Raw genomic sequence first — 21,527 nt, 5'->3', positions numbered from 1 at the left:
CGGCTCCGTCAGCATCCCCCACCACCGGAGCCGGGCCGTCCCGCGGCGCCTACAGCGGGACCTCCAGTGAGGCCCCGACGTGTGCGGCCACGCCGATCGGCGCGACACACATCGTGGAGGCGCCGGGCAGTTCCAGGTTGGCCTCGATCCCGGGCCCGTCGTAGGCGCACAGCGGGAAGGTACCCAGGCCCCGGTCAGCGGCGACCAGGGCCGCCGCCTGGAGGGACACCCCGATCGCCACGGCCCCCGCCCGCAGGGCGCCGGGTCCGTGCGCGCGCACCAGTTCGGGGAGTTCCAGGACCGGGACCACGACACCCGCCAACGAGAGGTTGAGCCGGTGGCCCGGAGCGCCGATCCGGGTGGCCACCCTCGGGTCCTTGGGCGGAACCAGCCTTCCGTGACCGCCCAGGGGCGCCAGCACGGAGTCGACCGCCTCGGCCACCGGTGCGAGGTCGTCGGCGGTGGGCGGGGGCGCCACGAACCCGCCGACCGGGCTGCGGCGGCGCAGCATGGCCCGTTCCGGGTCGCGCGGCATGGTGATCTCGCCGAACTCCAGCTCCGGACCCGGTTCGGAGCGGCGGGCCGCGCACAGGACGTCCTGCGGGTAGCGGTCCGGGACCGGGGGCACCCGGACCGGGGCCGGGTCGCTGGCCGGGATCACCGTGCGGGTCGGTCCGACCGTCACCACGGCGAAGGCGATCTCGGTCTCGTCGCCCAGCTCCAGGATGTGCTCGACCTCGTCGTCGACGAAGGCGAGCCGGGGCGCGCACTCCCAGTCCAGGCTGCGTCCGGCGATCAGCAGCTGCGCCAGGGTGTGGCCGGTGTCGAGCAGGTGCAGCCGGTGCGCGAACTTCCCGTACCGGCCGGTGGTGCGCTCCAGCCGGGTGGTGAGCACGATGGTCAGGTCGGAGACCGCGCCGCCCAGCGCCCGGGCCAGGCGCGGCCGGGGGTCCTCGGTGGTGACCTGGGTGAGACCGTGGTGGACGGGGTTGTAGCGGTGCGCGCCGACCGGCAGCCCCGACTCCCCGCCGGAGAGCAGCCACAGGTCCACGGGGTAGGCGGCGCCGCCGCTGGCGACCAGGCGCAACAGCGTGGTCATCACGTGCTGTTCGTCGAACCCCCACCCGGGCGCGCCGGTGGGCAGGAAGGCCCTCGCCCCGGAGACGGTCAGGAACCGGTGGCGGGCGAGCCCGTTGCCGGTGGCCAGCATGCGCGAGATGCGGTCGACCGGCCCGTCCGGTCCGCTCCCGGGGCGGGGCAGGGCGTGCTCGGCGACGCCAGGGCGCCCCGCTCGCGTCGGGTACAGCTGGTAGGCCCCCGACACCTGGGGCAGTTCGCGGTCGGCCAGGTACGCCAGGACGGTGTCCCGGGCGGCGTCGGTCGCGGTGGTGCGCTCGGCCGTGCTCATGAGTGCCCTTCTACGAGTTCGGTCGCGCCCGCGGCGACCATCGCCACGGCGTCGACCCCACAGGCCTGTTCCACCGCGTCGGCGACAACGTGGCAGTACAGGAATCGGTCCACCGGGCGGACGCCGATCCGCGCCAGGTGCAGGTACAGGAGGTTCAGAGCCACCCGGTAGCGCAGGAACCATGGAGCCCCGCGCAGGGTCCGTTCGAAGTCGCCGGAGCCGCGCAGGGTCCGGTGGAAGGCGCTGTGGCGGGTCTGCTCCTCGGTGGCGTCGCCGCCCTCTCCCCCGCCTCCGCCGGTGATGGGCCCGTCGAGGTCGAGTCGGCCGTCGGCGAGCAGGGGGCGGGCCGCGTCCGCGGAGCGTACGAGTTCGCGGCCCACGGCCGCGGTGAGGTCGTCCAGGTGCCCGGCGTCCCCTTCGGCGTGGGCGCGCACCCTGCGTACGAGGGGGTCGCGCAGTCGGGCCGATCGTTCGTCGAACAGCGCGCGGACTCCGCCGGGGTCGGGGCTGCCCATGATGTGCGCCTCGGCGTGCGAGCGGTAGGAGACGAACCCGCGTTCGAGGTAGCCGCCCACCTCCCGGGCCATGAGCAGCATGAGGTCGACGACGTGGGTGCTCAGAGAGGGGCCCTCGCCCACCGCCATGGTGAGCGCCGCGCCACTGGTCCGCTGGTGGAACCCCTCGAACAGGGCCACGGCGTCGGGGGTCCCGAGCACGTGCAGCCGGGGGTCGTGCTCCTCCTCCTCGACGGTGTTGTCCGCCTGTTGCGGCTCCAGTGGTCCGTACTCGCGTTCGCGTGCGGCGAGCTGCCGGTACGCCTGCCGGAGCGGTTCCGGGTCGATGACCGTGGTGGACGGGTGGGCGGCCAGCGCCGCTCCGAGGTGGCGGGCCGCGGCCGGGCGCACGATCCGCTCCCAGTCGGCGTCGTCTGCGTCCACGACGATCCGCAGGTGCGGGCCCCGGCGCCAGTGACGGGCCCAGAAGGCGGGCAGGTCGCGGGCGGCCAGCTCCGCGAGCAGGGGCCGGACCCCGGCCCTGAGCAGGGGCGCGGGGTCGGCGTCGTGGTAGGCGACGCGCAGTCGCCGGGCGGCCGTCACGATCCCACCGACACCGTGTCGGCCAGGGCCAGCCTGAGCAGTTCCATCACCAGTGCCTCCCGTTCCATGTGGACTCCGAGACGGTTGTTGTGCATGTGCAGGGCGGACAGGGTCGCCATCCCCCGGTCGAGGTGGGGGAGGTCGGCGGGCGCGGTGCCCTCGGACAGCTCCAGCAGGCCCCTGGCCTCCACGTCGGCGAGCCCCTCCTGGAGCCGACGGCACGCGCCGAGCCACTCCCCCTCGCCGCCGCCGGGCGACGCGGTCAGGGCGTGCCGGACGAGCTGGCGGACCCGTTCCCCGGAGCGCTGCCAGGACCGCTCGACGACCCGCTGCCACTGGGCACCGGTCCGTTCGCCGATCCAGCGGCCCACCATGTGGTCCACGAACCGGTTGACCCAGTCCGCGTCGCCGACCGTCGCCAGGCCGCCGGTCATGCACCACACGGCGCGGGCCACCGGGTCGGTCGGGGTGCCGACGTAGGCCAGGGCGTCGCGGCTGGACGCGGTGAAGAACCGCTCGACGTGGGGCATGGCGGCGGGTCCGCCATACAGTTCCGTGTCGGGCCGGTAGGGCTCCCAGACGAGGGTGTTGTCGGGGAACAGGTCGCCGCCCGCCCCGCTCCCGGAGTCCCCGATCAGGTCGGCGAGCCGCTGGTAGTCGGCCGGGTCGGCGACGGCCAGTGACGGTTCGCGATCCACGAGGTCGGCGAACCGGCTGCGGACCTCCTCACGCACGGCCGCGCGGTCGTCGGGGTCGGGCACCCACAGGCGGAACCTGACGTGGGGTCCACCCGTCCAGTAGCGGACGTAGAACCAGTCCGGTGCCCGTTCGCCCCACGTCTCCACGGTCGGGGCCACGACGGAACCGACCACCACCGCGGGGTCCTGGTGGTAGTAGCAGTGGGCCGAGATCCAGCTCATGGACGATCCCCCGGTAGTTCGACGGCGTACTCCACGACCCGGTCGGGGCCGAAGACGTCGGGCTCGGCCTCCTGCAACAGCAGCAGGTCGCGTCCCTTCGACATCCGGGCCAGTTCCTCGACGCCCCACCAGGAGCACAGGTCCAGCGGCCGCGGCTTACGGTCCTTGGCCTTCTCCATGACCCGCTCGTCGGAGTCGACGACGTCGGCGGCCCGCGCGAAGACGACCTCGGGGAGCCCGAGGTCCCGGACCCTGCGGCGCACACGGGCGAACCGGTCGAAGTCCCCGCCGCCGCCCGGGTCGAGTTCGGCGCGGGGCACGATCCAGCTCCTGCGTTCCATGAGCACCCGGCCGACCCGTAGGCGCGGCAGGACCGACACCTCGGTCGGCTTAGGCCCGGTGTACAGCGCCCTGGCCCGCCCGACCAGCGCCCACGCCTCGGACATGGGGGTGGTCAGGTCGAGGAGGAAGCGCAGCACGGGAGGCAACCAGTACCGGCCCATGGTTCCCCTGTGGACGAGGACGACCGGGCGGTCGGCCGGCCGCCACCACAGGGCCGGCCGGCCCGCCGGGTCCAGCCGGATCTCCAGGTCGGCCGGGTGCACCCGACGCTCCGGTGGCAGGGAGGGAACGCACCCCGGCCAGGTCAGCTCGTGCGAGGCGTACGGCGCCACCCGGTTCAGGGAGCTGCGGAACAGCCCCGCCACCTCCACCAGGAGGGCGCCGTCGCCGTCCTCGCGGGCGGCGGGCGGCCCGGACCAGCGGCGGACCCGGGAGCCCGCGGTTCCGTACCCCGGTGAGGCCGCGTTGAGGGCCACGGTCCCGTCCGCCAAGGGCTGGAGGAACAGGGTGGTGGGGTGGTCGCGGGGCAGCCAGGCGGGCGCCGCGTCCAGCAGCCGGTCCAGGGCGCCGGTGTCGGCGTCGAAGGCGGAGCCTCCGCCCGGCGGGGTGAGGAGCCCGAGCAGTCCGGCGTGGAACCGGCGCAGTTCCTCGACCCGCGGCACGCCGGAGTCCTCCAGGTGGAAGGGGTCGTCACGCAGCCGGTGGAGACGCGCCGTGCCGGGCGCCCCCGTCTCACGGGACTCGGTCCAGGCCAGCCAGGCCTCGAGCAGTCCCACCCGGGCGTCGGCGCCGAAGCGTCGGGCGAGCAGCTCCGCGACGGCCAGGCGGCCGGGCAGGGCCCCGTCGAAGACCGACACCAGGCGCCGGACCCGGTGCAGGTCGCGGTCGAGTCCCGGCCAGTCCGGGGTGCGGGGCGGCGTGGTCCAGCCGGGCAGGACGTCCTCGTAGCAGAGGTATTTGCCCGGGATGAGGGACGGGTCGCCCCCGGCCCCGGTCAGCGCCTCCCCCACGGTCGAGCGCAAGCGGCCCAGGGAGAGCCACCGTTCGGCCGGAGCGTCGGCGGCCTCGACCTCGCGTGCCGCCTCGTCGACCCGTCTGAGGGGGGTGTCCTGCGCGAGCCCGAGCCGTGCGGCCGCCTCTGTCAGGCGGTTCCGGGCCTGGTCGGGAATCCCGAGGTCGCCCTGGAGGAGTCCGGCTCCGACCAGCTGGCCGAGCATCGCCTCGGCCTCGGCCTCCGCCGCACCGAACCCGGAGGTCAGGAACACGGCGAGCTCGCCCGGGGAGGCGCCGTCCCGGGCCCTGCTGGCGAGCGCGAGCAGCCACGGGCGGGCGGGCACGCCGACGCAGCGCCCGTCCGCACGGGCGACCACGGCGCGCTCGCCGATCACGGTCAGGGTCGGGTTGGTCCGCAGGACCACGGGCCCGTGCGCGGTCACCAGCAGGCGCTCCAGCTGGAACTCGACCTCCGCGTTGAGTTCGAGGTGACGGGAGAGCGCGTCCGGTGCCGGGACCTGGACCGTGTACCCCGCCCCCGCGCCGGTCGTCCCCTCGGGGAGTGGACCGGCGGTGGTCAGGGTGGAGAAGGGGCTGGTCTTCAGAGCGGTGCGCAGGACGTAGTTGGCCACCCGTCGGCGGGTGTTGAGGTGTTCGGGGGCGCCCGCCGGTCCGGACAGCCAGGCCTCGACGTCGGGGAAGAGGGCGTCGCTGGCCATCGCCAGGGCGCGCCGGAAGTCCTCGTCCCGGGCGAGCCCGGCCAGTCGCCGCTCGGCCCGCGCCGTCTCGGCGCGGTAGGCCTCGCGTGCCTCCTCCCACCCCCGGTCCAGGTCCTCGTGGCCCGAGACCAGACGCCCGTGGAGTTCCCGGGCGGGCGCCGACAGGCGGTCCGTCGCCGCCTCCGACAGCGCTCTCGGCGGCCGACCGTTGTGCACGGCCCTGCGGCAGGCCAGCAGCGCGCGGCGGACGGCTCGGTCCTCGCAGCCGCCCACCGCGGTGTGGATCAGGTCCGCGAGCTCCGCGCCCCCTCGGTCCAGGTCGTGTCGGAGCGCGTCGAGGTCCGCGAGGCGCCGCGCGGTGTCGGGCAGGGCGCCGACCCGTGCTCCGCCGCTGGGCAGCCCCGCCACGCGTGCGATGATCACGGCCGCACCCTCGTCCCCAGGTGCCAGGGCGCGTTGGGCTCGCCCAGTACCAGAAGGAACACCGGAACCTCCCGTTCGCCGTCGAGACCCAGCAGTCGGGCGCAGGCGTCGGCGTCGTAGCTGTTGGTCACCCGGGCCGACAGTCCGTGCGCGGCAGCGGCGAGGGAGATCCGCTGCGCCACCACACCGGCGAGCAGCTGGGTCGCGCGAAAGGCCCGCCTCGGGTGGTGTTCGAGCAGGCGCTCGGTGTCCGCGGTGAGGGCCACCATCAGCGGCGCGGTCCGCGCGTTGATCTCCGTGCGCCACACGTCCATGGCCTGGAAGGGCGGGCGGGGGTCGCCGTGGCCCACGGTCCTCAGCGCGCCGTCCACGAGCCGGTAGTGGCCCTGCGGCAGGTCGGTGACCGCGCCCGCGAGCAGGTGCACCCCCACCTCGGGTGGCGCGGTCTCGTACCAGAGGTCGTCGGCGGCCGGACGCGCCGCGTCGAGCAGGAGGTCGGCGACGACCCCCAACGCGACCGGCTTGGCGGTGGGCAGGAAGACGTCCGGGCCGGAGTCGCGCCGGACCACGGCGGTACCGGTGTCGGCGCCGCTCTCGCGTCGCAGCGGAGCCAGCGGCAGGTCGGCCCCGGCCGTGGGCGGGTCCGCCTCGGCCCCGGCCAGCGGTCGCCCGGCGGGTGCCTTCACCGGTTCCAGATCGGCCGGGTCGCGCAGCCGCGAGGCTCGCTCCACGGCGAGGGTGCGGTGGCTGAGCGCCGGCTCGATGCCGTTTCCGCCCGCCACCGGAACCACGGTCCGCCTCGGCGGGACCGGGGCGGCCGCACGGTGTACCGGTTCGCTCGGTGTGCGCGCGCCGTCCCACAGGGGCAGCAGCGCCAGCACCGACTCGGAGTCGTCGTCGGGCAGCGCGAGCAGCCGGGCCACCGCCTCGTCGAGGAACCGCAGCCGGGTGTGACCGCCCAGCCCCAGGGCGGAGGCCACGACCTGGAGGTTGCCCAGGACCAACCCCGCCTCCTGTGTGACCAGCCGGTAGGCGTAGTTGCGGTACCGGAAGGCGGTCTTGCCCAGCCGGGCCGTGACGATCAGCACGGTGCGAGCACCGTCGAGGTCGGCCGCCGTCGCCGCCGCCAGGTCGGCCAGTCGCACGTCGTCGCGCAGCTCGGACAGCTCGTGGTGGGCCGCGTCGTAGCGGTGGACCCCGCCGGGCGCGGCGTCCGACCACACCGCGAGTTCGACCGGGTAGAAGCAGCGCGCCGAGGCCACCGTCCGGTGCCAGGGCCACTCCACCTGCGGACCGACGTCCACGCGCGAGAACCCGTAGCCGTAGAACAGCAGTTCGCCCAGCCGTTGCAGGTCCGAGCCCGCGCCGGCACCGGCTCCGGGACGGCGGTGCCCGTCCCGGAGCGCCGCGCCGAGCGGGCCGATCCGGTGACGCGGTCCGGCCGGGAGCGCGAACCTGCGCCGCGGCTCGGCGGGGCGGGTGAACAACGGGGGGCGGGCGGGATCGTCGAGTCCGCCCTGCCCCTCCGCGTGGATCGCCTGCCACCGGTAGTGCACGTCGTACAGGTAGTCCCGAACCAGGGCCGCGTCCCCGCCGTCGGTCACGGGTGCCGCCGCGCTCGGATGGGTGTCGGTCATGGGAACGGGTGCGGGTCGGGGTTCACGTCGTCGAAGCCCTCCTTGGCCGCCGCCGCGTACACCCGGTCGAGACCGCGCACGCGACGGAACCGGTGGCCGAAGGTCATCGGCAGCATCCCTGGGACGATCACCTTCACGCAGAACAGGCCGCCCGCTCGGTGCTCGGGAGTGGTCTGGTCGACCACCAGCACCTCCAGGCCGTGTCGGCGCAGGCGCTCGACGGTGTCGTTGAGCAGCGCCTCCATGTCCGTCGGACCGTCGGTGTGCAGCCTCGGGTCGGGCTCGGCCATCTCCCGCTTCGGGCCGCCGAACAGGAACGCCAGCCGGTCCTGTGCCTCGGGCCTGCCGTTGAGCTGGCTGTGGTGCAGCATCGAGGTGCACAGGTCCGGGTCGTCGACCATGCGCCGGGCGAGGTCCTGTACGTCGGCGGGCTCGTCCTGGTGCTGGGCGATGATCGGGGCGAGTTCCAAGAGCCCCGCCGCCACCGCGTCCTCCATGTCGAAGTGCGAGGCCGCGGCGCAGAGGAAGCGGGCGTAGCCGTCCCTCTCCCGCTCGTCGACGACCCCGACCCACACGCTGGGTATCCCGTGCTCGGTCGTGGTGTCCCAGGCGTGCGCCGTGTACCCGGTCAGCCGCTCGATCCGCTCCAGCAGCAGCGGCACCGTGGTGCCCCTCGCGGTACCGAGGTCGATCTCGGCGGGGGTACGGCGCGAGTACCAGGTCATCAGGAACGCGTCGCGCTCGATGACCTCCATCAGCCCGTGCAGGATCGTCTCCGGCATGGAACCGCCCACGGCACAGCCGTTGGACACCTCGTACAGGAACCGGGGGCGGTCCGGTCGCACCAGCCGTGTGCGGTAGTAGGCGTAGGTCTCGGGCACGAGGACCGGCCGGTCGTGGGTGAGGGACCTGCCCCAGACCCAGTCCAGCTCAGCGTCCTCGCTCCACCGCCGCCAGGGAAAACCCTCCTCGTCGTAGCGGTGCTCGTCGTGCAGCCCGAGCCGCCGCAGGTCGAGAGCCTCGGGCAGGTCACGGTAGGCACCCGTCACCACACTGCGGTGACCGGACGGGCTCATCCCGCCCCAGCGCTCGACCGCCTCCGCGACGGCGGCCGTGCCCGACTCCCGGTAGGAGGGGGTGCGGCCGATGCCCTGCTCGATGTCGGTCGAGTTCCGCAGACCCAGGGGCGCGGTCATGTTCGGGAACACGCCGCCGCCGTACTTGAAGAGGGTGCGGACGAGACCGACGTCCCGGTCCACGTAGGTCGGGAGGAACGACTCGTCGTCCACGAGGGACTTGGTCCGCATCGACCCGGGCTTGTGCGACAGGGAGGCGCTCGGCCGCAGGTCCTCGGTGTCCTCCGGGTTGTCCTCGGGCAGGGCCCCGCACACGGCGCACAGCGGGTCCGGCAGGAGCACGGCCCGCCGTGCACCGAGACCGATCAGGCGCACCACCATGACCGAACGCCGTTCGGCGGTGTCCTGGTCCCGGTCCAGCTCGACCAGCCGACCCGCGGCCTCCGCCGCGAACTCGGCGTGCAGGCGGGTGAGCGCGGGCGGTGCCCACCGCCGGAGCCGCTCCGGGTCGCGGCGGTCGATCTCGGCCATCGGCTCCGGGAACTCCCGGGCCAGCAGCAGCCGCGACTCCAGGCACTCGGGGCATCCGGGAAGGTCCTCGCGCACCACCGGACCGACGAAGAGCCGGTCGCGACGGGCGAGCACCGGCAGCACCGGACCGCTCCCGGCCGGGATCTCCGGCAGCACCCCGTCCTCCCCGACCACCACCGTGTACTCCGGCGGGACGACGGCGCGCAGGGCGTCGGCCAGGGCGCCGGTACCGACCACCGTGGGCGTGCGGGTCATCGACTCGGTCACAGCTCCACCACCCTCACCAGGTGCGGCGTGGCCGTGCGCAGGACGGGCTCGCCGTCCAGCTCCACGACGCCGAGCCGCGTACCGCGTGCGGCCAGCAGCTTGACCGCGTCCTGGGCCGTCAGCGCCGATCCGGTCAACGCGGCGGCCGCGCCGTCGGGTTCGGGAACGCGTTCCGGTGGCGGAGGGGTCGTCACCGGGTCGGCGCCGCACTGCGCGGTCGTCGTGGCCCGGAGGACGGCCAGCGAGGCGGCGGACTCCAGGTCCCGGCCGGAGGCCCGCGCCAGCGGCCCTTCGTCGGTGGCGGCCAGGACCGTGGGCAGTTCGGAGTCCAGTTGGAAGAGGCGGATCTCGGACTTGGTGAGCAGTTCCAGACGGTGCACCTGATCTCCGACGGCTTCGGAGAGGTCGTCCCGGGCGATCAGCGGAGCCCGGTCGGGAACGGACACGACCCTTTCGGCGGCGTAGTCCAGCACCGCCTGGGAGAGCGCGGACTCGCGGTCCAGCGCGGCTCCGATACCGGGGACGCGAGCGTCGGCGATGCCGACGGGGACGACCTCGGGACCGGTCTCCCCGCTGAGGAGGTCCCGGGCCGGACCGCTCGCCGGGTGGGCGGCGGCCAGTCGGCCCAGCGCCGCCAGGGTGGCGTCGTGTCGGGCCTCCACGAAGGCGTCGGCCACACCGAGGACGTCACTGGTCCGGCCGCCCTTGACCAGGCGGGCCACGGCCACGCGCAGCGGCAACTGCTCCGGGTGCTCCTCGATGTCGAGCAGGGGGCCGGTGAGCGGGTCGAAGAGTTCGGCGGCGGCGAGGGAGAAGGCCTCGCTGTCGACGACGGTCCCCGTGTCGTCGCTGGCGGCGTCGGCCGCCGTCCCGACCGGCAGGACACGACCGGTCTGGGACTCCAGCGTCTCCAGGTCGATCCGCTCCACCTCGCCGGAGACCGGCGCGGGGTAGGCGCCGGTCACGGCGCGGAAGGCCGCGAAGAGCGCGGTGTTGGCGGGCACCCCCACGGCGGGGCCGCGCAGCCAGGTGGAGGGGCCGGCGGGCAGCGTCCCGGTGTCGGTCAGGCGCGCCCTCGCGTCGGCCCAACCGGCCTCGCCACCCGGAACCGGGCCCACCCAGGCGGTGTCACGAGTGACCAGCACCGGCAGGAGCGGGGCCGTACAGGCGTCCGCGACGGTGTCGATCAGCGCCGGGTCCTCGGTGAGCACCACCACGAAGTCGGCGGAGGAGACGCTCGCGGCGAGATCGGCCGCCGGGGTCTCGACGAGTACGAGGGCGGGGTCCTCCTCCCTCAGCGCCGCGACGTCCGCGGCCCGCGCGGCGCGGGCGTCGGCGTCGTCGGAGGGGTCGACGACCTCCACACGGGCACAGCCCAGGTGCCAGGCGGCGCGTGCGGCGGAGTCGGCGAGCGGGGCACCGCCCACGATGACCAGGCGCGTGCCCCGCCAGGTCTGGAACCGGGCCGGGCCGGAGTCGCAGCGGAAGTCGACGTAGGCGATCTCGGCCTGGTAGCGGTGGAGCTCGTCCTCGGTGAGCGAGTGCGGCTGATCGTCGGTGACGTCGCGCACGAACCCGTTGCGTTCGAGTAGCCCCACCAGGTCACGGGCCATCTTCTGGTGGGCGGGCGACAACCCGGAGGTCAGCTCGTCGAGCGGTGCGGAACCGTCCAGACTCGGTGCGAGCAGTTCCACCCACTGATAGATGGATGCGCCACGCAGTGTCACCGATCTCGCGCTGTCGATGATGAAGGCCCCGTCCGCGGTCGGGACGTAGTAGACATCTGGCCGGAGTTTCGGTCGCATCCGCGCCCTTCTCTTCTCTCTCACTGTTGCGAGGGGACGGCCCCGGCGCGGGGGTACGCGCCGGGCCCGCCCCACCGGATCAGCTGCAGCAGCAGCACGGGCAGCAGCTACAGCAGCTGCAGCAACCGCCGCCGCTACCAGACGCGCCGATCTCCATCATGGCCAGCGTGGAACCGAGCGACTCGATACCACCGGGCTGGTCCGAACCGAAGCCGAGCACACCCTCACTGCTGGTGCTGAATTCCTCGACCGGAAGGTCTCCGAGACCAGCGGAAATCTGGTCAGCCTTCATCGACATGGGAACCTCCTCCCTGTTATTCGACGGAGCGCCGAAACCCTTGTGCGTCGGCGCTGCACCATCATCGCGGTCACTGCTTACACCGCACCTACAGCGGGTTTGCATCCGAATACGAGCGCGTCCGGGTCCGCCCCGAGAAATGGGGACCGCGTTCCACCGGGAAGGCGAGGGGGCGGCGGTCCCGGTTACCGAGACGACGCCGACGGGCCGACCGCGTACCGTGACGCGACCGGCCCGCCAGCCGCACATCCAGACCGTCGAGCAGGTCACCGCCCCGCAGAGGACCGGGGGGCGACCTCCCAGGTCAACCGATCAGCTGCAGCAGCAGCACGGGCAGCAGCTGCAGCAGCTGCAGCACTCGCCACCACCGGAGGCGCCGATCTCCATCATGGCCAGCGTGGAACCGAGCGACTCGATACCACCGGGCTGGTTGGAGCCGAAGCCGACCACGCCCTCGCCGCTGGAACTGAATTCCTCGACCGGAAGGTCTCCGAGACTTGCCGAGAGGTGACCAGAATCGATAGACATGTGTTCTCTCCTTTCTTCGTCCAAAGGCGGACAACGCGTCGAATCATCGACGGATACCACTGTGGACGAAGGCAGTTACACCTCGACTACACGGCGTTTTACCGGCCCGACTCCGACTCGGCGATGACGGGCGTACGATCCTCCTCCGTGGCTCTCACCCCTCACCCCTCGGTCGGGACCGTCGGCGGTCGGGCAGGCGCCACCCCGCCTCACACCGCTCCACCAGCCCGGCCGCCGCGAGCAGCCCCAGAGAACGGATCGTGTGCTCCAGGTCCCCGGAGCCGCGCGAGGCCACCACCGCGGTACCCGCCCCCTTGCGGGTGACGGCCGCGAGCACCCGTGCGGTCCCCCGGTCGAGCTCGGCCTCGACCACCAGCGGGCCCGCCTCCCTCGGAACGGCCTCCCCCAGGGGCACGATCAGCTCCTCCACGTCGTCCGCGCGCGTCACACAGCTGGCCCGGCCCTCCCGCAGCAGCCGGTGGCATCCCACCGACAGCGCGGAGGTCACCGGGCCCGGTACGGCCATCAGCACCCGGTTCAGGTCGGTGGCGTGGGCGGCGGTGTTCAACGCGCCGCTGCGGGCTCCCGCCTCGACCACCACCGTGCCGGGGGTGAGCGCGGCGATCAGCCGGTTGCGCACCAGGAAGTCGGGGGTACGCGGGGTCCGGCCCACCGGCCACTCGCTGACCAGGACCCCGTTGCGGGCCACGTCCGCGAACAGCCCCGCGTGCCCGCGCGGGTAGTCCGCGTCCAGACCGCAGGCCAGCACCACGACGGTGCTCCCCGCGGCGAGGGCGGCCCGGTGCGCCGCCCCGTCCACGCCGTAGGCACCCCCGGAGACCACGGCGAAGGAGCGGTCGGCCAGCTCGTGGGAGAGCCCGGCCGCCACGTGGAGCCCGTAGGCGGTCGCGGCCCGCGCACCCACCACCGACACCGACCTCAGACACAGGTTGCGCAGGTCGCCCATGCCCCGCACCCACAGCCCGTAGCAGACCGGCAGCTCGTCGAGCCGCCCCGGCCACTCCGGATCGCCCGGAGCCACGAACCGCACCCCGGCCTCCGCGGAGGCCTCCAGCAGGCGGTCCGGGTCCACCCCACGGGCCCGCTCCGACCACCGCCGCCAGGCCCGCGCCACCTGATCGGAGGGCGGGGGTTCCACCGGGGGCGGCGCACCGGACACCAGGGCCGCCCACACCCCGGCCGCCCCGTGGGCGTTCACCAGGGGACCCAGCCAGCGGTGGCTGGGGGGTGCCACCGCGGTGAGCCCCACGCGCGCGTGCGCCTCGTCGGTCACGCTCACCACGCCCTTCCGGCCCACAGCGCGTACGCGTAGGCGGTCTCCTCCTCGGTGGGGCGCTCCCGGCCCGCGAGGTCGGCCAGGGTCCAGGCCACCCGGAGGGCGCGGTCCACGCCCCGGGCACTGATCTGCCCCGCGTCCATGGCCCGGCCCAGCACCCTCAGGGCCCCCGGCTCCACCGGGAAGTCGCGGCGCAGGCGCGCCCCGGGGATGGCCGCGTTGGTGCTCCACGGGGTGTGCTCCAACCGCTCCCGTGCCCGGTTCCGGGCCCGTGCCACCCGCTCCGCCACGGTCGCCGAGGACTCCGCGAAGGCCCGGTCGGCCAGTAGCTCGGCCCGTGTCACCGGCTGGAGCTCCACCTTGAGGTCGACCCGGTCCAGCAAAGGCCCCGAGAGCCGGGAGAAGTAGCGCCGCCTCTCACCGGACGGGCAGGTGCACAGGCTGCCCGGTTTGGCACAGGGGCACGGGTTGGCCGCCAGCACCAGTTGGAAGCGGGCCGGGAAGGCCACCGTCGAGGCGGAGCGGGCGATCACCACCTCCCCGCGTTCCAGGGGTTCGCGCAGCGAGTCCAGCACGCCCCGGCCGAACTGCGGGGCCTCGTCCACGAACAGGATGCCGTGGTGGGCCTTGGACACCCAGCCCGGCTGCGGGTTGCCGTGTCCGCCGCCGATGATCGACGCGCGACTGGAGGTGTGGTGCGGTGCGGCGAAGGGCGGCACGGTGACCAGGGGCGCGCCCGGCGGGAGCAGCCCGGCCACCGAGTGGATGGCGGTGGCCTCCAGCGCCTCGGCGGCGGAGAGCCGGGGCAGGACCGTGGGCAGGCGTTCGGCGAGGAGGCTCTTCCCTGTTCCGGGACTGCCCAACATCATGAGGTTGTGACCGCCCGCGGCCGCGATCTCCACCGCCCGCCGGGCCACCGGCTGTCCCAGGACGTCGGCGAGGTCGGGACCGCCCTCGCCGACGGGCTCCGGTTCGGCGGTCTCCTCCGTCGGGGGCTCCGGTTCGCCCTCCCCGCGCAGCCACCCGCACAGCTCCGCGAGGTCGGCCACGGCCGTGACCTCCACGTCGGGCACCAGACGCGCCTCGGCCAGGTTCCCGGCTGCCACCACGAACCTGGTGAACCCCTGGTCGGCGGCGGCCACCAGCGCGGGCAGCACCCCGCGTACCGGGCGGGCCCGGCCGTCCAGGCCGGGTTCGGCGATGAGCACGGTCCCGGACAGCCGCTCCGGCGGGACCTCCCCCGCAGCGGCCAGCACCGCACCGGCGATCGCGAGGTCGAAGAGGCTCCCGGACTTGGGCAGGCTGGCGGGGGAGAGGCTGATGATGATCTGGCCGCTGGGCCACGCCTCGGAGCTGTTGGCCACGGCCGCGCGGATACGGTCGCGGGCCTCCCGCAGGGCGGCGTCGGGCAACCCCACCAGGGTGACCCCGGGTTCACCGCCACCCAGGTGCACCTCCACCTCGACGATGTGTCCCTGGACCCCGAGCAGGGTGACGCAGTGGGTGAGGGCGAGTGACATCAGCCCATCCCCCGTTCGTGGGAGACGAACACCCGGCCGCCGCGGACCAGCAGGCACACGCCGTCCACCCGCAGCGGCCGCCCCGGACACCGGTGCAGCCGCGCCCAGGATCGCCCCAGCGCGCGCAGTCGGCGCCGTTTGTCCGCGGTGATGGCCTCCACCGGGTGACCGAGGCGCAGCGACCCCCGTGTCTTGACCTCGGCGATCACCAGGAAGGGCCCGTCACGGGCCACGATGTCGATCTCCCCGGCACCGCCCGGGGCCCGCCAGTTGCGGGCCACCACCCGCATCCCGGCGCGTTCGAGGTAGACCGCGGCGAGGTCCTCGCCGCGGCGTCCCAGGTTCCTTCGGTACTCGGCCCACCGATCCACCGGCGACCACCTCCCCCCACCACGGTGCGTGATCGGGGGCGGGCGCGCCAGGGGTCGGCGCCGCCTGTGGACAACCGGTCCACGGGTGGAGGGGAGGCGGGGAGCGGCGGCGGGCGCCCCCCGGGCTACTCGGCGGCCCTGCCGCCGTCCGTCGGGGGCATCTCCAGGTCGGACTTGGTGATCTCCTCGACGTTCACGTCCTTGAACGTCACCACGCGCACGTTGCGCACGAACCGGGCCGGGCGGTACATGTCCCAGACCCAGGCGTCCTCCATGACGACCTCGAAGTACATCTCCCCGTTCTCGGTCGATCGGGGCTGGAGGTCGACGTGGTTGGTGAGGTAGAAACGGCGCTCGGTCTCCACCACGTAGCCGAACAGGCCGACGACGTCGCGGTACTCGCGATAGAGCTGGAGCTCCATCTCGGCCTCGTACTTCTCCAGGTCCTCAGAACTCATGTGCGCGCTCGCTTTCGTCAGCACTCTCCGGTCACGATGTGCCGGTCCTCCTGACACGGACACCCCCGCCGCCGGCTCGTTCCCGCCGGAGGAGGCACCGCGCGATCGGGGGACGCCGATACGATCCGAGTTCCATCATGCGTCACGGAACGGACTTCTGTACCCCGTCGGGCGGAATTCCTTCGACGGATCGGTCACCCCGGCCGGAACCGGCGCGCCCCGTCGCCGCGCCCGGGGGCCTCCCGGGACCACCCGGTCCGCCGGATCAGCCGTCGGACCCGTCCAGCCGCTCGAAGCCCTCCGGCACGCCCAGGGAGCCGGCCTGGCCGAAGGGCCAGATGATGACGAAGGCCCGGCCCACGACGTGGTCGATTGGAACGGCACCGCCACCGGGGTTGTTCTGGTTCATCCGGGAGTCGTAGGAGATGGCCCGGTGGTCGCCCATCAGCCACAGGTACCCCTCCGGCACCTCGATGGGACCGAACTCGGTGTGGCTCTCCACGCTGCCCGGGTACAGGTACGCGCCCTCCTCCAGGGGGACGCCGTTGACCAGTACGCGGTTCTGCTCGTCGCAGCACTCCACGGTGTCACCGGGCAGGCCGATGACCCGCTTGATGTACTCCTTGCCCGTGGGGGCGGCGCCGAGCTGCTGCTGGACCCAGGTGAAGCCGCGGCTGACCGGGTTGGTGGACTCGGGGGGCTGGACGACGGTGGGATCGTCCCACGACCCGTCGCCGTTGAACACGATGACCTCACCGCGCTCGATGTCGCGCACCTGGTAGACGACCTTGTTGACGAGGACCCGGTCACCCACGAGGAGGGTGTTCTCCATCGACGACGAGGGGATGTAGAACGCCTGCATCACCCAGGTCCTGATCACGAACGCCAGCACGAGGGCGATCACGATCAGGATGGGCAGTTCCTTCCAGAACGACCCCTTCTTGGCACTGCTCTGGGACTGGCTCATGTCGGCGTCAGCTCTCTCCTCCGGCCCCTGGCCATCGGCGTCGGATACACCACTGGCCCCCAGGCGCTCATGCGTCTGGGAGCCAGTGGCGGAGCTGCGCTCCTCCGGGCCGGGCCGGGCGGAATCCTCGTCCGGGACCGCGTCCGAGCCGAGGTCCCTCTCGTCTTTGCTCATCGGCCGAAAGCCTATCCTGCCGCCCGGTGGGGCGGCGTGGTTCCGGCCCGATCAGCCAGGACCTACTTGGTGACGGGCTCGCGGCGCTCGCGGATGCGGGCGGCCTTGCCGCGCAGGTCGCGCAGGTAGTACAGCTTGGCACGACGCACGCGACCGCGGGCGACGACCTCGTACTTCTCGACGGCCGGGGTGTGGATGGGGAACGTACGCTCCACGCCCACGCCGTAGCTCACCTTGCGGATGGTGAAGGTCTCGCGGTTGCCCGAGCCCTGACGGCGGATGACGACACCCTTGAAGACCTGGACACGGGTGCGGTTGCCCTCGGTCACGCGGACGTGCACGTTGAGGGTGTCACCGGGGCGGAACTCCGGAACGTCGGTGCGAAGCTGAGCCTTCTCAAGCTCCTGAATGGCGGTGTGCATCTCGCGAATCCTCATCAATAGCGCGCCGCGTCCTGCCCTCCGGCTGTTCCGGAGAGGGGATGCGCGGGCGAGGCCCTGTTGGGTCTGAACAGTCGAACCACCCGGTGACCGACACAGAGGCCGACGTCGTACCGCCGGCATGCGGATGCCTGGGGATCACCAGGGGGGAACTCACCTAGTTTGCCACATGATCCCGGCCGTCCCGAACCGGTCGTTCACCACCTTCGGCGCCCCCGGACGGACCCCGGACCTCGTCCAGGACCTCCCGGTCCCGCCGGTCGAAGCCGTCGTCGGGGGTGGCGGCGATCAGGTCGGGCCGGTTCCTGGCGGTCTTGCGCAGTGCCTGGTCGCGGCGCCAGCGGTCGACGGCACCGTGGTTGCCCGACAACAGGACCGGGGGCACCTCCTGGTCCCGCCAGGTTCCGGGCTTGGTGTACACCGGCCCCTCCACCAGGTGCTCCATACCACCGGAGGCGAAGGAGTCCTGGACGTGGGACTCGCGGTTGCCGAGCACCCCGGGGAGCAGACGGGTGATGGCCTCCACCATCACCAGCGTGGCCGATTCACCGCCGTTGAGGACGTAGTCGCCGATGCTGATCTCCTCGACCGGCATCCGCCGCGCCGCGTCGACGGCGACCCGGGAGTCGATCCCCTCGTAGCGGCCGCACCCGAAGACCAGGTGCTCCTCGCCCGCGAGGCGTTCGGCGTCGGCCTGGGTGAAGGGACGTCCGCTCGGGGTCGGCAGCACCAACCGGGCGGGCCGCTCCGCCACGACCGCGTCGAGTGCCTCGCCCCACGGCTCCGGCTTCATGACCATGCCGGGGCCACCGCCGTAGGGGGTGTCGTCGACGGTGTTGTGCCGGTCGTGGGTCCAGTCGCGCAGGTCGTGGACGCGTACGTCGAGCAGGCCCGCCTCACGCGCCTTGCCGATCAGCGACAGGTCCAGGGGGGCGAAGTAGTCGGGGAAGATGCTGATGATGTCGATGCGCACTGCGTACTCGTTCAGTCGGTGTTCTGGAGGTCGAGCAGGCCGGGCGGCGGATCGAGCACGATACGGCCGCCCGCGACGTCGACCTCCGGAACGAGGGGCGCGACGAACGGGACCAGGATCTCGTGTCCGCCGGTCTCGGCGGTGATGACCAGCACGTCCTGCGCGTGGTGGAGGACGTCCCCGACCTCGCCCACGGTCACGCCCTCGGTGGTGACGGCGGTGAGGCCGATCAGTTCGTGGTCGTGGAACTCGTCGGGGTCGTCCAGGGGGGCGATGTCCTCGGAGTCCACCATGAGGAGCGTGCCGCGCAGCGTCTCGGCGGCGTCGCGGTCGGCGGTGCCCTCGAAGCGCACGAGCAGCCTGCCGCTGTGGCGGCGCGTGGCGGCCACCTTCAGCGGGCCGGTCGCGGTCGGGTCCGTCTGGAGGACGGAGCCGACCCGGAACCGGGCTTCGGGGTCGTCGGTGCGCACGTCGACGGCGACGTCGCCGCGGATACCGTGCGCGCGGCCGATCCGGCCCACCACGAGTCGCATGAGCAGTGCTTTCCTTCGGTCGTTCTTCGGTCCCCGCGCGGGGAACCGCCCCGGGGATGGCCGTGCCCGGGGCCGTTCACACGGTCCCCGGGCACGAGTGCGGGGACGCCGACCGTCAGCGGTCGGCGCCCCCAGAGGCGCGTCAGCGCACTTCGTTCAGGTCCAACAGGTCCACGCGGACGTACCGGCCGCCGGCGAGAGAGCCGACGACGGTCCGCAGTGCCTTGGCGGTCCGGCCGTTGCGGCCGATGACCTTGCCGAGGTCGTCCGGGTGGACCCGGACCTCCAAGACCTTGCCCTTGCGGAGCCGCTTGGCTCTCACCTGGACGTCGTCGGAGTTCGCGACAATCCCCTTCACGAGGTGCTCAAGCGCCTCTTCCAGCACGATTAGGCCTCGCCCTCGGACTTCTTCTCAGCCTCGGCGGTCTCGGCGGGCTTGTCGGCCGCCTTGTCCGTCTTCTTCTCGGCCTTCTTGGTCTTCTTCTCCTGACCGGGAAGGACGAGCTCCTTCAGCGCGGCCTGGAAGGCGGCTTCCTTGGCCTCGGGGTCCTTGGCCTCGGCGACCTGGAGCGGAGCCGGGGCGGCCAGGCCCTTGAACTTCTGCCAGTCACCGGTCTTGCGCAGGAGGACCTTCACCGCGTCGGTCGGCTGGGCGCCGACGGACAGCCAGTACTGGGCCCGCTCGGAGTCGACCTCGATGAGGCTCGGGTGCTCCTTGGGGTGGTACTTGCCGATCTCCTCGATCGCCTTGCCGTCACGCTTGTTGCGGGCGTCGGCGACGATGACACGGTACTGGGGCGTACGGATCTTGCCCATACGCTTGAGCTTCAGTTTGACAGCCACTGGAGTGGTCTTCTCCCGTATAACGGTGTTAGCGCCTGATGGGCGGCCCACGTGGGGTTGTGGAACCCGTCGAGGCAGGACGTGGGCGGCGGGTTAGTTAGAGGGCTGACCCGGCCACCGTTAGTCGACTACTCATTGTGCCAGACGCCGACGTGTTCCTTGGACAGGACACCACCGTGCGCGCGGCCCGGTTCCCGAGCGACGACGGCCCGCCCGGGAAGACCCGGGCGGGCCGCGTGGCGGTTCTCACCGTCGCCGTACCGCGTCGGCTACTGCTTCGGCAGCTTGAAGTTGGACAGGTCCGGCATGTTCGGGCCGCCGAAGCCGGGCGGGAGGGTGGGCTGGCCACCGCCACCGCCGCCGAGGCCGGGGGGCAGCTGGGGCGCCTCCTGGCCGCCCTCCTCCTGACGCCGCTTGCGCTCGGCCGCGCGGTCGGCCTCCTGCTGGCGGGCCTTCATCGGGTTGCCGCTGCGCTGCTTGCCCTTCTTCGCCTTCTTGGCCTGGGCCTTGGCCTTCTTCTTGTTGCCGCCCATGCCCGGCATCCCGGGCATTCCCGGCATGCCGCCGCCGCTCTTCATCTTGCGCATCATCTTCTGCGCCTCGAAGAACCGGGTGACCAGGCCGTTGACGTCACTGACCTGCGTTCCGGAACCGTTGGCGATGCGCAGACGGCGGGAGCCGTTGATCGTCTTCGGGTTGGCGCGCTCGCCCGGGGTCATCGACTGGATGATGGCCTGGATGCGGTCCAGGTCCTTGTCGTCGATGTTGTCGATCTGCTCGCGCATCTGCCCCATGCCGGGCATCATGCCGAGCAGGTTGCCGATCGGGCCGAGCTTGCGGACCATCGACATCTGCTGGAGGAAGTCGTCCAGCGTGAAGTCGTCGTCCGAGGCCATGGTCGAGGCCATCTTCTCGACCTCGGCCTCGTCGAACGTGCGCTGGGCCTGTTCGATGAGGGTGAGGACGTCGCCCATGTCCAGGATGCGCGAGGCCATCCGGTCCGGGTGGAAGAGGTCGAAGTCCTCGAGCTTCTCGCCGGTGGAGGCGAACATGATCGGGCGGCCGGTGAGGTGCCGGATGGACAGGGCCGCGCCGCCGCGCGCGTCACCGTCGAGCTTGGTGAGCGCGACCGCGTCGTAGCCGACCCCGTCGAGGAAGGCCTGGGCGGTGTTGACCGCGTCCTGGCCGATCATCGCGTCGACGACGAAGAGGATCTCGTCCGGATTGACCGCGTCGCGGATGTCCGCGGCCTGCCGCATCATCTCGGTGTCCACACCGAGGCGCCCGGCGGTGTCGATGATGACCACGTTGTGGTTGTTGCGCCGCGCGTGCTCGATGGACTCACGGGCCACGTCGACGGGGTCGCCCACGCCGTTGCCCGGCTCGGGGGCGAACACGGGCGTACCCGCGCGCTCGCCGACCACCTGGAGCTGGGTGACGGCGTTGGGGCGCTGGAGGTCGGCGGCGACCAGCAGCGGCGTGTTGCGCTCGGCCGTCAGCCACTTGGCGAGCTTGCCCGCGAGGGTGGTCTTACCGGCGCCCTGGAGACCCGCGAGCATGATCACGGTGGGGGGCGTCTTGCCGTAGCGGATCTGCCGGGTCTCGCCACCGAGGATCTCGACCAGTTCCTCGTTGACGATCTTGATGACCTGCTGGGCGGGGTTGAGGGCCTTGGAGACCTCCTCGCCCCGGGCGCGCTCCTTGATCCGCGAGATGAACTCGCGGACCACGGGCAGCGCCACGTCCGCCTCGAGCAGCGCGAGACGGATCTCGCGCGCGGTCGCGTTGATGTCCTCCTCGGACAGCCGCCCCTTGCCGCGCAGCGAGGAGAAGACCGATGTCAGCCGGTCGGAAAGCGTCTCGAACACGAGTGTGGCCAGTCCTTCGTCGTCGGGTTTGACTTCCTA

The 21,527-nt window shown here is 72.8% G+C and carries 20 protein-coding genes; all 20 read right to left on the bottom strand.

What is annotated here, in order from left to right; translation table 11 throughout:
• Nucleotides 1-49 precede the first annotated feature (49 nt).
• Complete coding sequence (locus ACFYL4_RS18410) at nt 50-1,408, bottom strand: SagB/ThcOx family dehydrogenase (protein WP_357757968.1); 1,359 nt, start codon at nt 1,406-1,408, stop codon at nt 50-52.
• On the bottom strand, nt 1,405-2,505 hold the full coding sequence (locus tag ACFYL4_RS18405; protein WP_387519474.1) for a thiopeptide maturation pyridine synthase: 1,101 nt from the start codon (nt 2,503-2,505) through the stop codon (nt 1,405-1,407). Before ACFYL4_RS18405 ends, ACFYL4_RS18410 begins: the two co-directional genes overlap by 4 nt.
• Nucleotides 2,502-3,425, bottom strand: coding sequence for a lantibiotic dehydratase C-terminal domain-containing protein (locus ACFYL4_RS18400; protein ID WP_387519472.1), 924 nt, complete (start codon nt 3,423-3,425; stop codon nt 2,502-2,504). Before ACFYL4_RS18400 ends, ACFYL4_RS18405 begins: the two co-directional genes overlap by 4 nt.
• Nucleotides 3,422-5,902: a lantibiotic dehydratase gene (locus ACFYL4_RS18395; RefSeq protein ID WP_387519470.1), complete on the bottom strand. Its 2,481-nt coding sequence runs from the start codon at nt 5,900-5,902 to the stop codon at nt 3,422-3,424. Before ACFYL4_RS18395 ends, ACFYL4_RS18400 begins: the two co-directional genes overlap by 4 nt.
• Nucleotides 5,899-7,539, bottom strand: a complete 1,641-nt coding sequence (locus ACFYL4_RS18390; protein WP_387519468.1) for a SagB family peptide dehydrogenase — start codon at nt 7,537-7,539, stop codon at nt 5,899-5,901. Before ACFYL4_RS18390 ends, ACFYL4_RS18395 begins: the two co-directional genes overlap by 4 nt.
• Complete coding sequence (locus tag ACFYL4_RS18385; protein WP_387519466.1) at nt 7,536-9,413, bottom strand: TOMM precursor leader peptide-binding protein; 1,878 nt, start codon at nt 9,411-9,413, stop codon at nt 7,536-7,538. The genes ACFYL4_RS18390 and ACFYL4_RS18385 overlap by 4 nt, the downstream gene beginning before the upstream one ends.
• Nucleotides 9,410-11,218, bottom strand: coding sequence for an NAD(P)-dependent oxidoreductase (locus tag ACFYL4_RS18380; protein ID WP_387519464.1), 1,809 nt, complete (start codon nt 11,216-11,218; stop codon nt 9,410-9,412). The genes ACFYL4_RS18385 and ACFYL4_RS18380 overlap by 4 nt, the downstream gene beginning before the upstream one ends.
• A gap of 79 nt (nt 11,219-11,297) precedes the next feature.
• The gene (locus ACFYL4_RS18375; RefSeq protein WP_017545978.1) at nt 11,298-11,516 is read right to left on the bottom strand and encodes a hypothetical protein; all 219 of its coding nucleotides are present in this window, start codon (nt 11,514-11,516) and stop codon (nt 11,298-11,300) included.
• Nucleotides 11,517-11,828: 312 nt separating this feature from the next.
• Complete coding sequence (locus tag ACFYL4_RS18370) at nt 11,829-12,044, bottom strand: hypothetical protein (protein ID WP_357757947.1); 216 nt, start codon at nt 12,042-12,044, stop codon at nt 11,829-11,831.
• Nucleotides 12,045-12,198: 154 nt separating this feature from the next.
• Nucleotides 12,199-13,347, bottom strand: coding sequence for a DNA-processing protein DprA (dprA, locus tag ACFYL4_RS18365; RefSeq protein ID WP_357757945.1), 1,149 nt, complete (start codon nt 13,345-13,347; stop codon nt 12,199-12,201).
• A complete protein-coding gene (locus ACFYL4_RS18360; protein WP_387519461.1) occupies nt 13,341-14,861 on the bottom strand; it encodes a YifB family Mg chelatase-like AAA ATPase in 1,521 nt (506 codons plus the stop codon). Before ACFYL4_RS18360 ends, dprA begins: the two co-directional genes overlap by 7 nt.
• Nucleotides 14,861-15,232: a YraN family protein gene (locus ACFYL4_RS18355; RefSeq protein WP_387519459.1), complete on the bottom strand. Its 372-nt coding sequence runs from the start codon at nt 15,230-15,232 to the stop codon at nt 14,861-14,863. Before ACFYL4_RS18355 ends, ACFYL4_RS18360 begins: the two co-directional genes overlap by 1 nt.
• A 125-nt stretch (nt 15,233-15,357) precedes the next feature.
• Complete coding sequence (locus tag ACFYL4_RS18350; protein ID WP_357757939.1) at nt 15,358-15,690, bottom strand: DUF2469 domain-containing protein; 333 nt, start codon at nt 15,688-15,690, stop codon at nt 15,358-15,360.
• Nucleotides 15,691-15,955: 265 nt separating this feature from the next.
• Complete coding sequence (gene lepB / locus ACFYL4_RS18345; protein WP_357757936.1) at nt 15,956-16,831, bottom strand: signal peptidase I; 876 nt, start codon at nt 16,829-16,831, stop codon at nt 15,956-15,958.
• A 62-nt stretch (nt 16,832-16,893) separates the two neighbouring features.
• Complete coding sequence (rplS, locus tag ACFYL4_RS18340; protein WP_357757933.1) at nt 16,894-17,253, bottom strand: 50S ribosomal protein L19; 360 nt, start codon at nt 17,251-17,253, stop codon at nt 16,894-16,896.
• A gap of 175 nt (nt 17,254-17,428) precedes the next feature.
• A complete protein-coding gene (gene trmD, locus ACFYL4_RS18335; protein WP_357757930.1) occupies nt 17,429-18,244 on the bottom strand; it encodes a tRNA (guanosine(37)-N1)-methyltransferase TrmD in 816 nt (271 codons plus the stop codon).
• Nucleotides 18,245-18,255: 11 nt separating this feature from the next.
• Nucleotides 18,256-18,777, bottom strand: a complete 522-nt coding sequence (rimM, locus tag ACFYL4_RS18330; RefSeq protein WP_357757928.1) for a ribosome maturation factor RimM — start codon at nt 18,775-18,777, stop codon at nt 18,256-18,258.
• A 142-nt stretch (nt 18,778-18,919) separates the two neighbouring features.
• Nucleotides 18,920-19,162: an RNA-binding protein gene (locus ACFYL4_RS18325; RefSeq protein ID WP_017580734.1), complete on the bottom strand. Its 243-nt coding sequence runs from the start codon at nt 19,160-19,162 to the stop codon at nt 18,920-18,922.
• Nucleotides 19,163-19,164: 2 nt separating this feature from the next.
• A complete protein-coding gene (rpsP, locus tag ACFYL4_RS18320; protein WP_357767332.1) occupies nt 19,165-19,620 on the bottom strand; it encodes a 30S ribosomal protein S16 in 456 nt (151 codons plus the stop codon).
• Between the two features lie 269 nt (nt 19,621-19,889).
• Nucleotides 19,890-21,488, bottom strand: coding sequence for a signal recognition particle protein (gene ffh / locus ACFYL4_RS18315; RefSeq protein WP_387519455.1), 1,599 nt, complete (start codon nt 21,486-21,488; stop codon nt 19,890-19,892).
• Nucleotides 21,489-21,527: the final 39 nt, after the last annotated feature.

It is taken from the genome of Nocardiopsis sp. NPDC006938 (genome assembly GCF_042869555.1).
In the GTDB taxonomy this organism is placed as follows: domain Bacteria; phylum Actinomycetota; class Actinomycetes; order Streptosporangiales; family Streptosporangiaceae; genus Nocardiopsis.
Note: the sequence above shows the minus strand (reverse complement) of the source record. Positions and strands in the feature narration are given on the sequence as shown.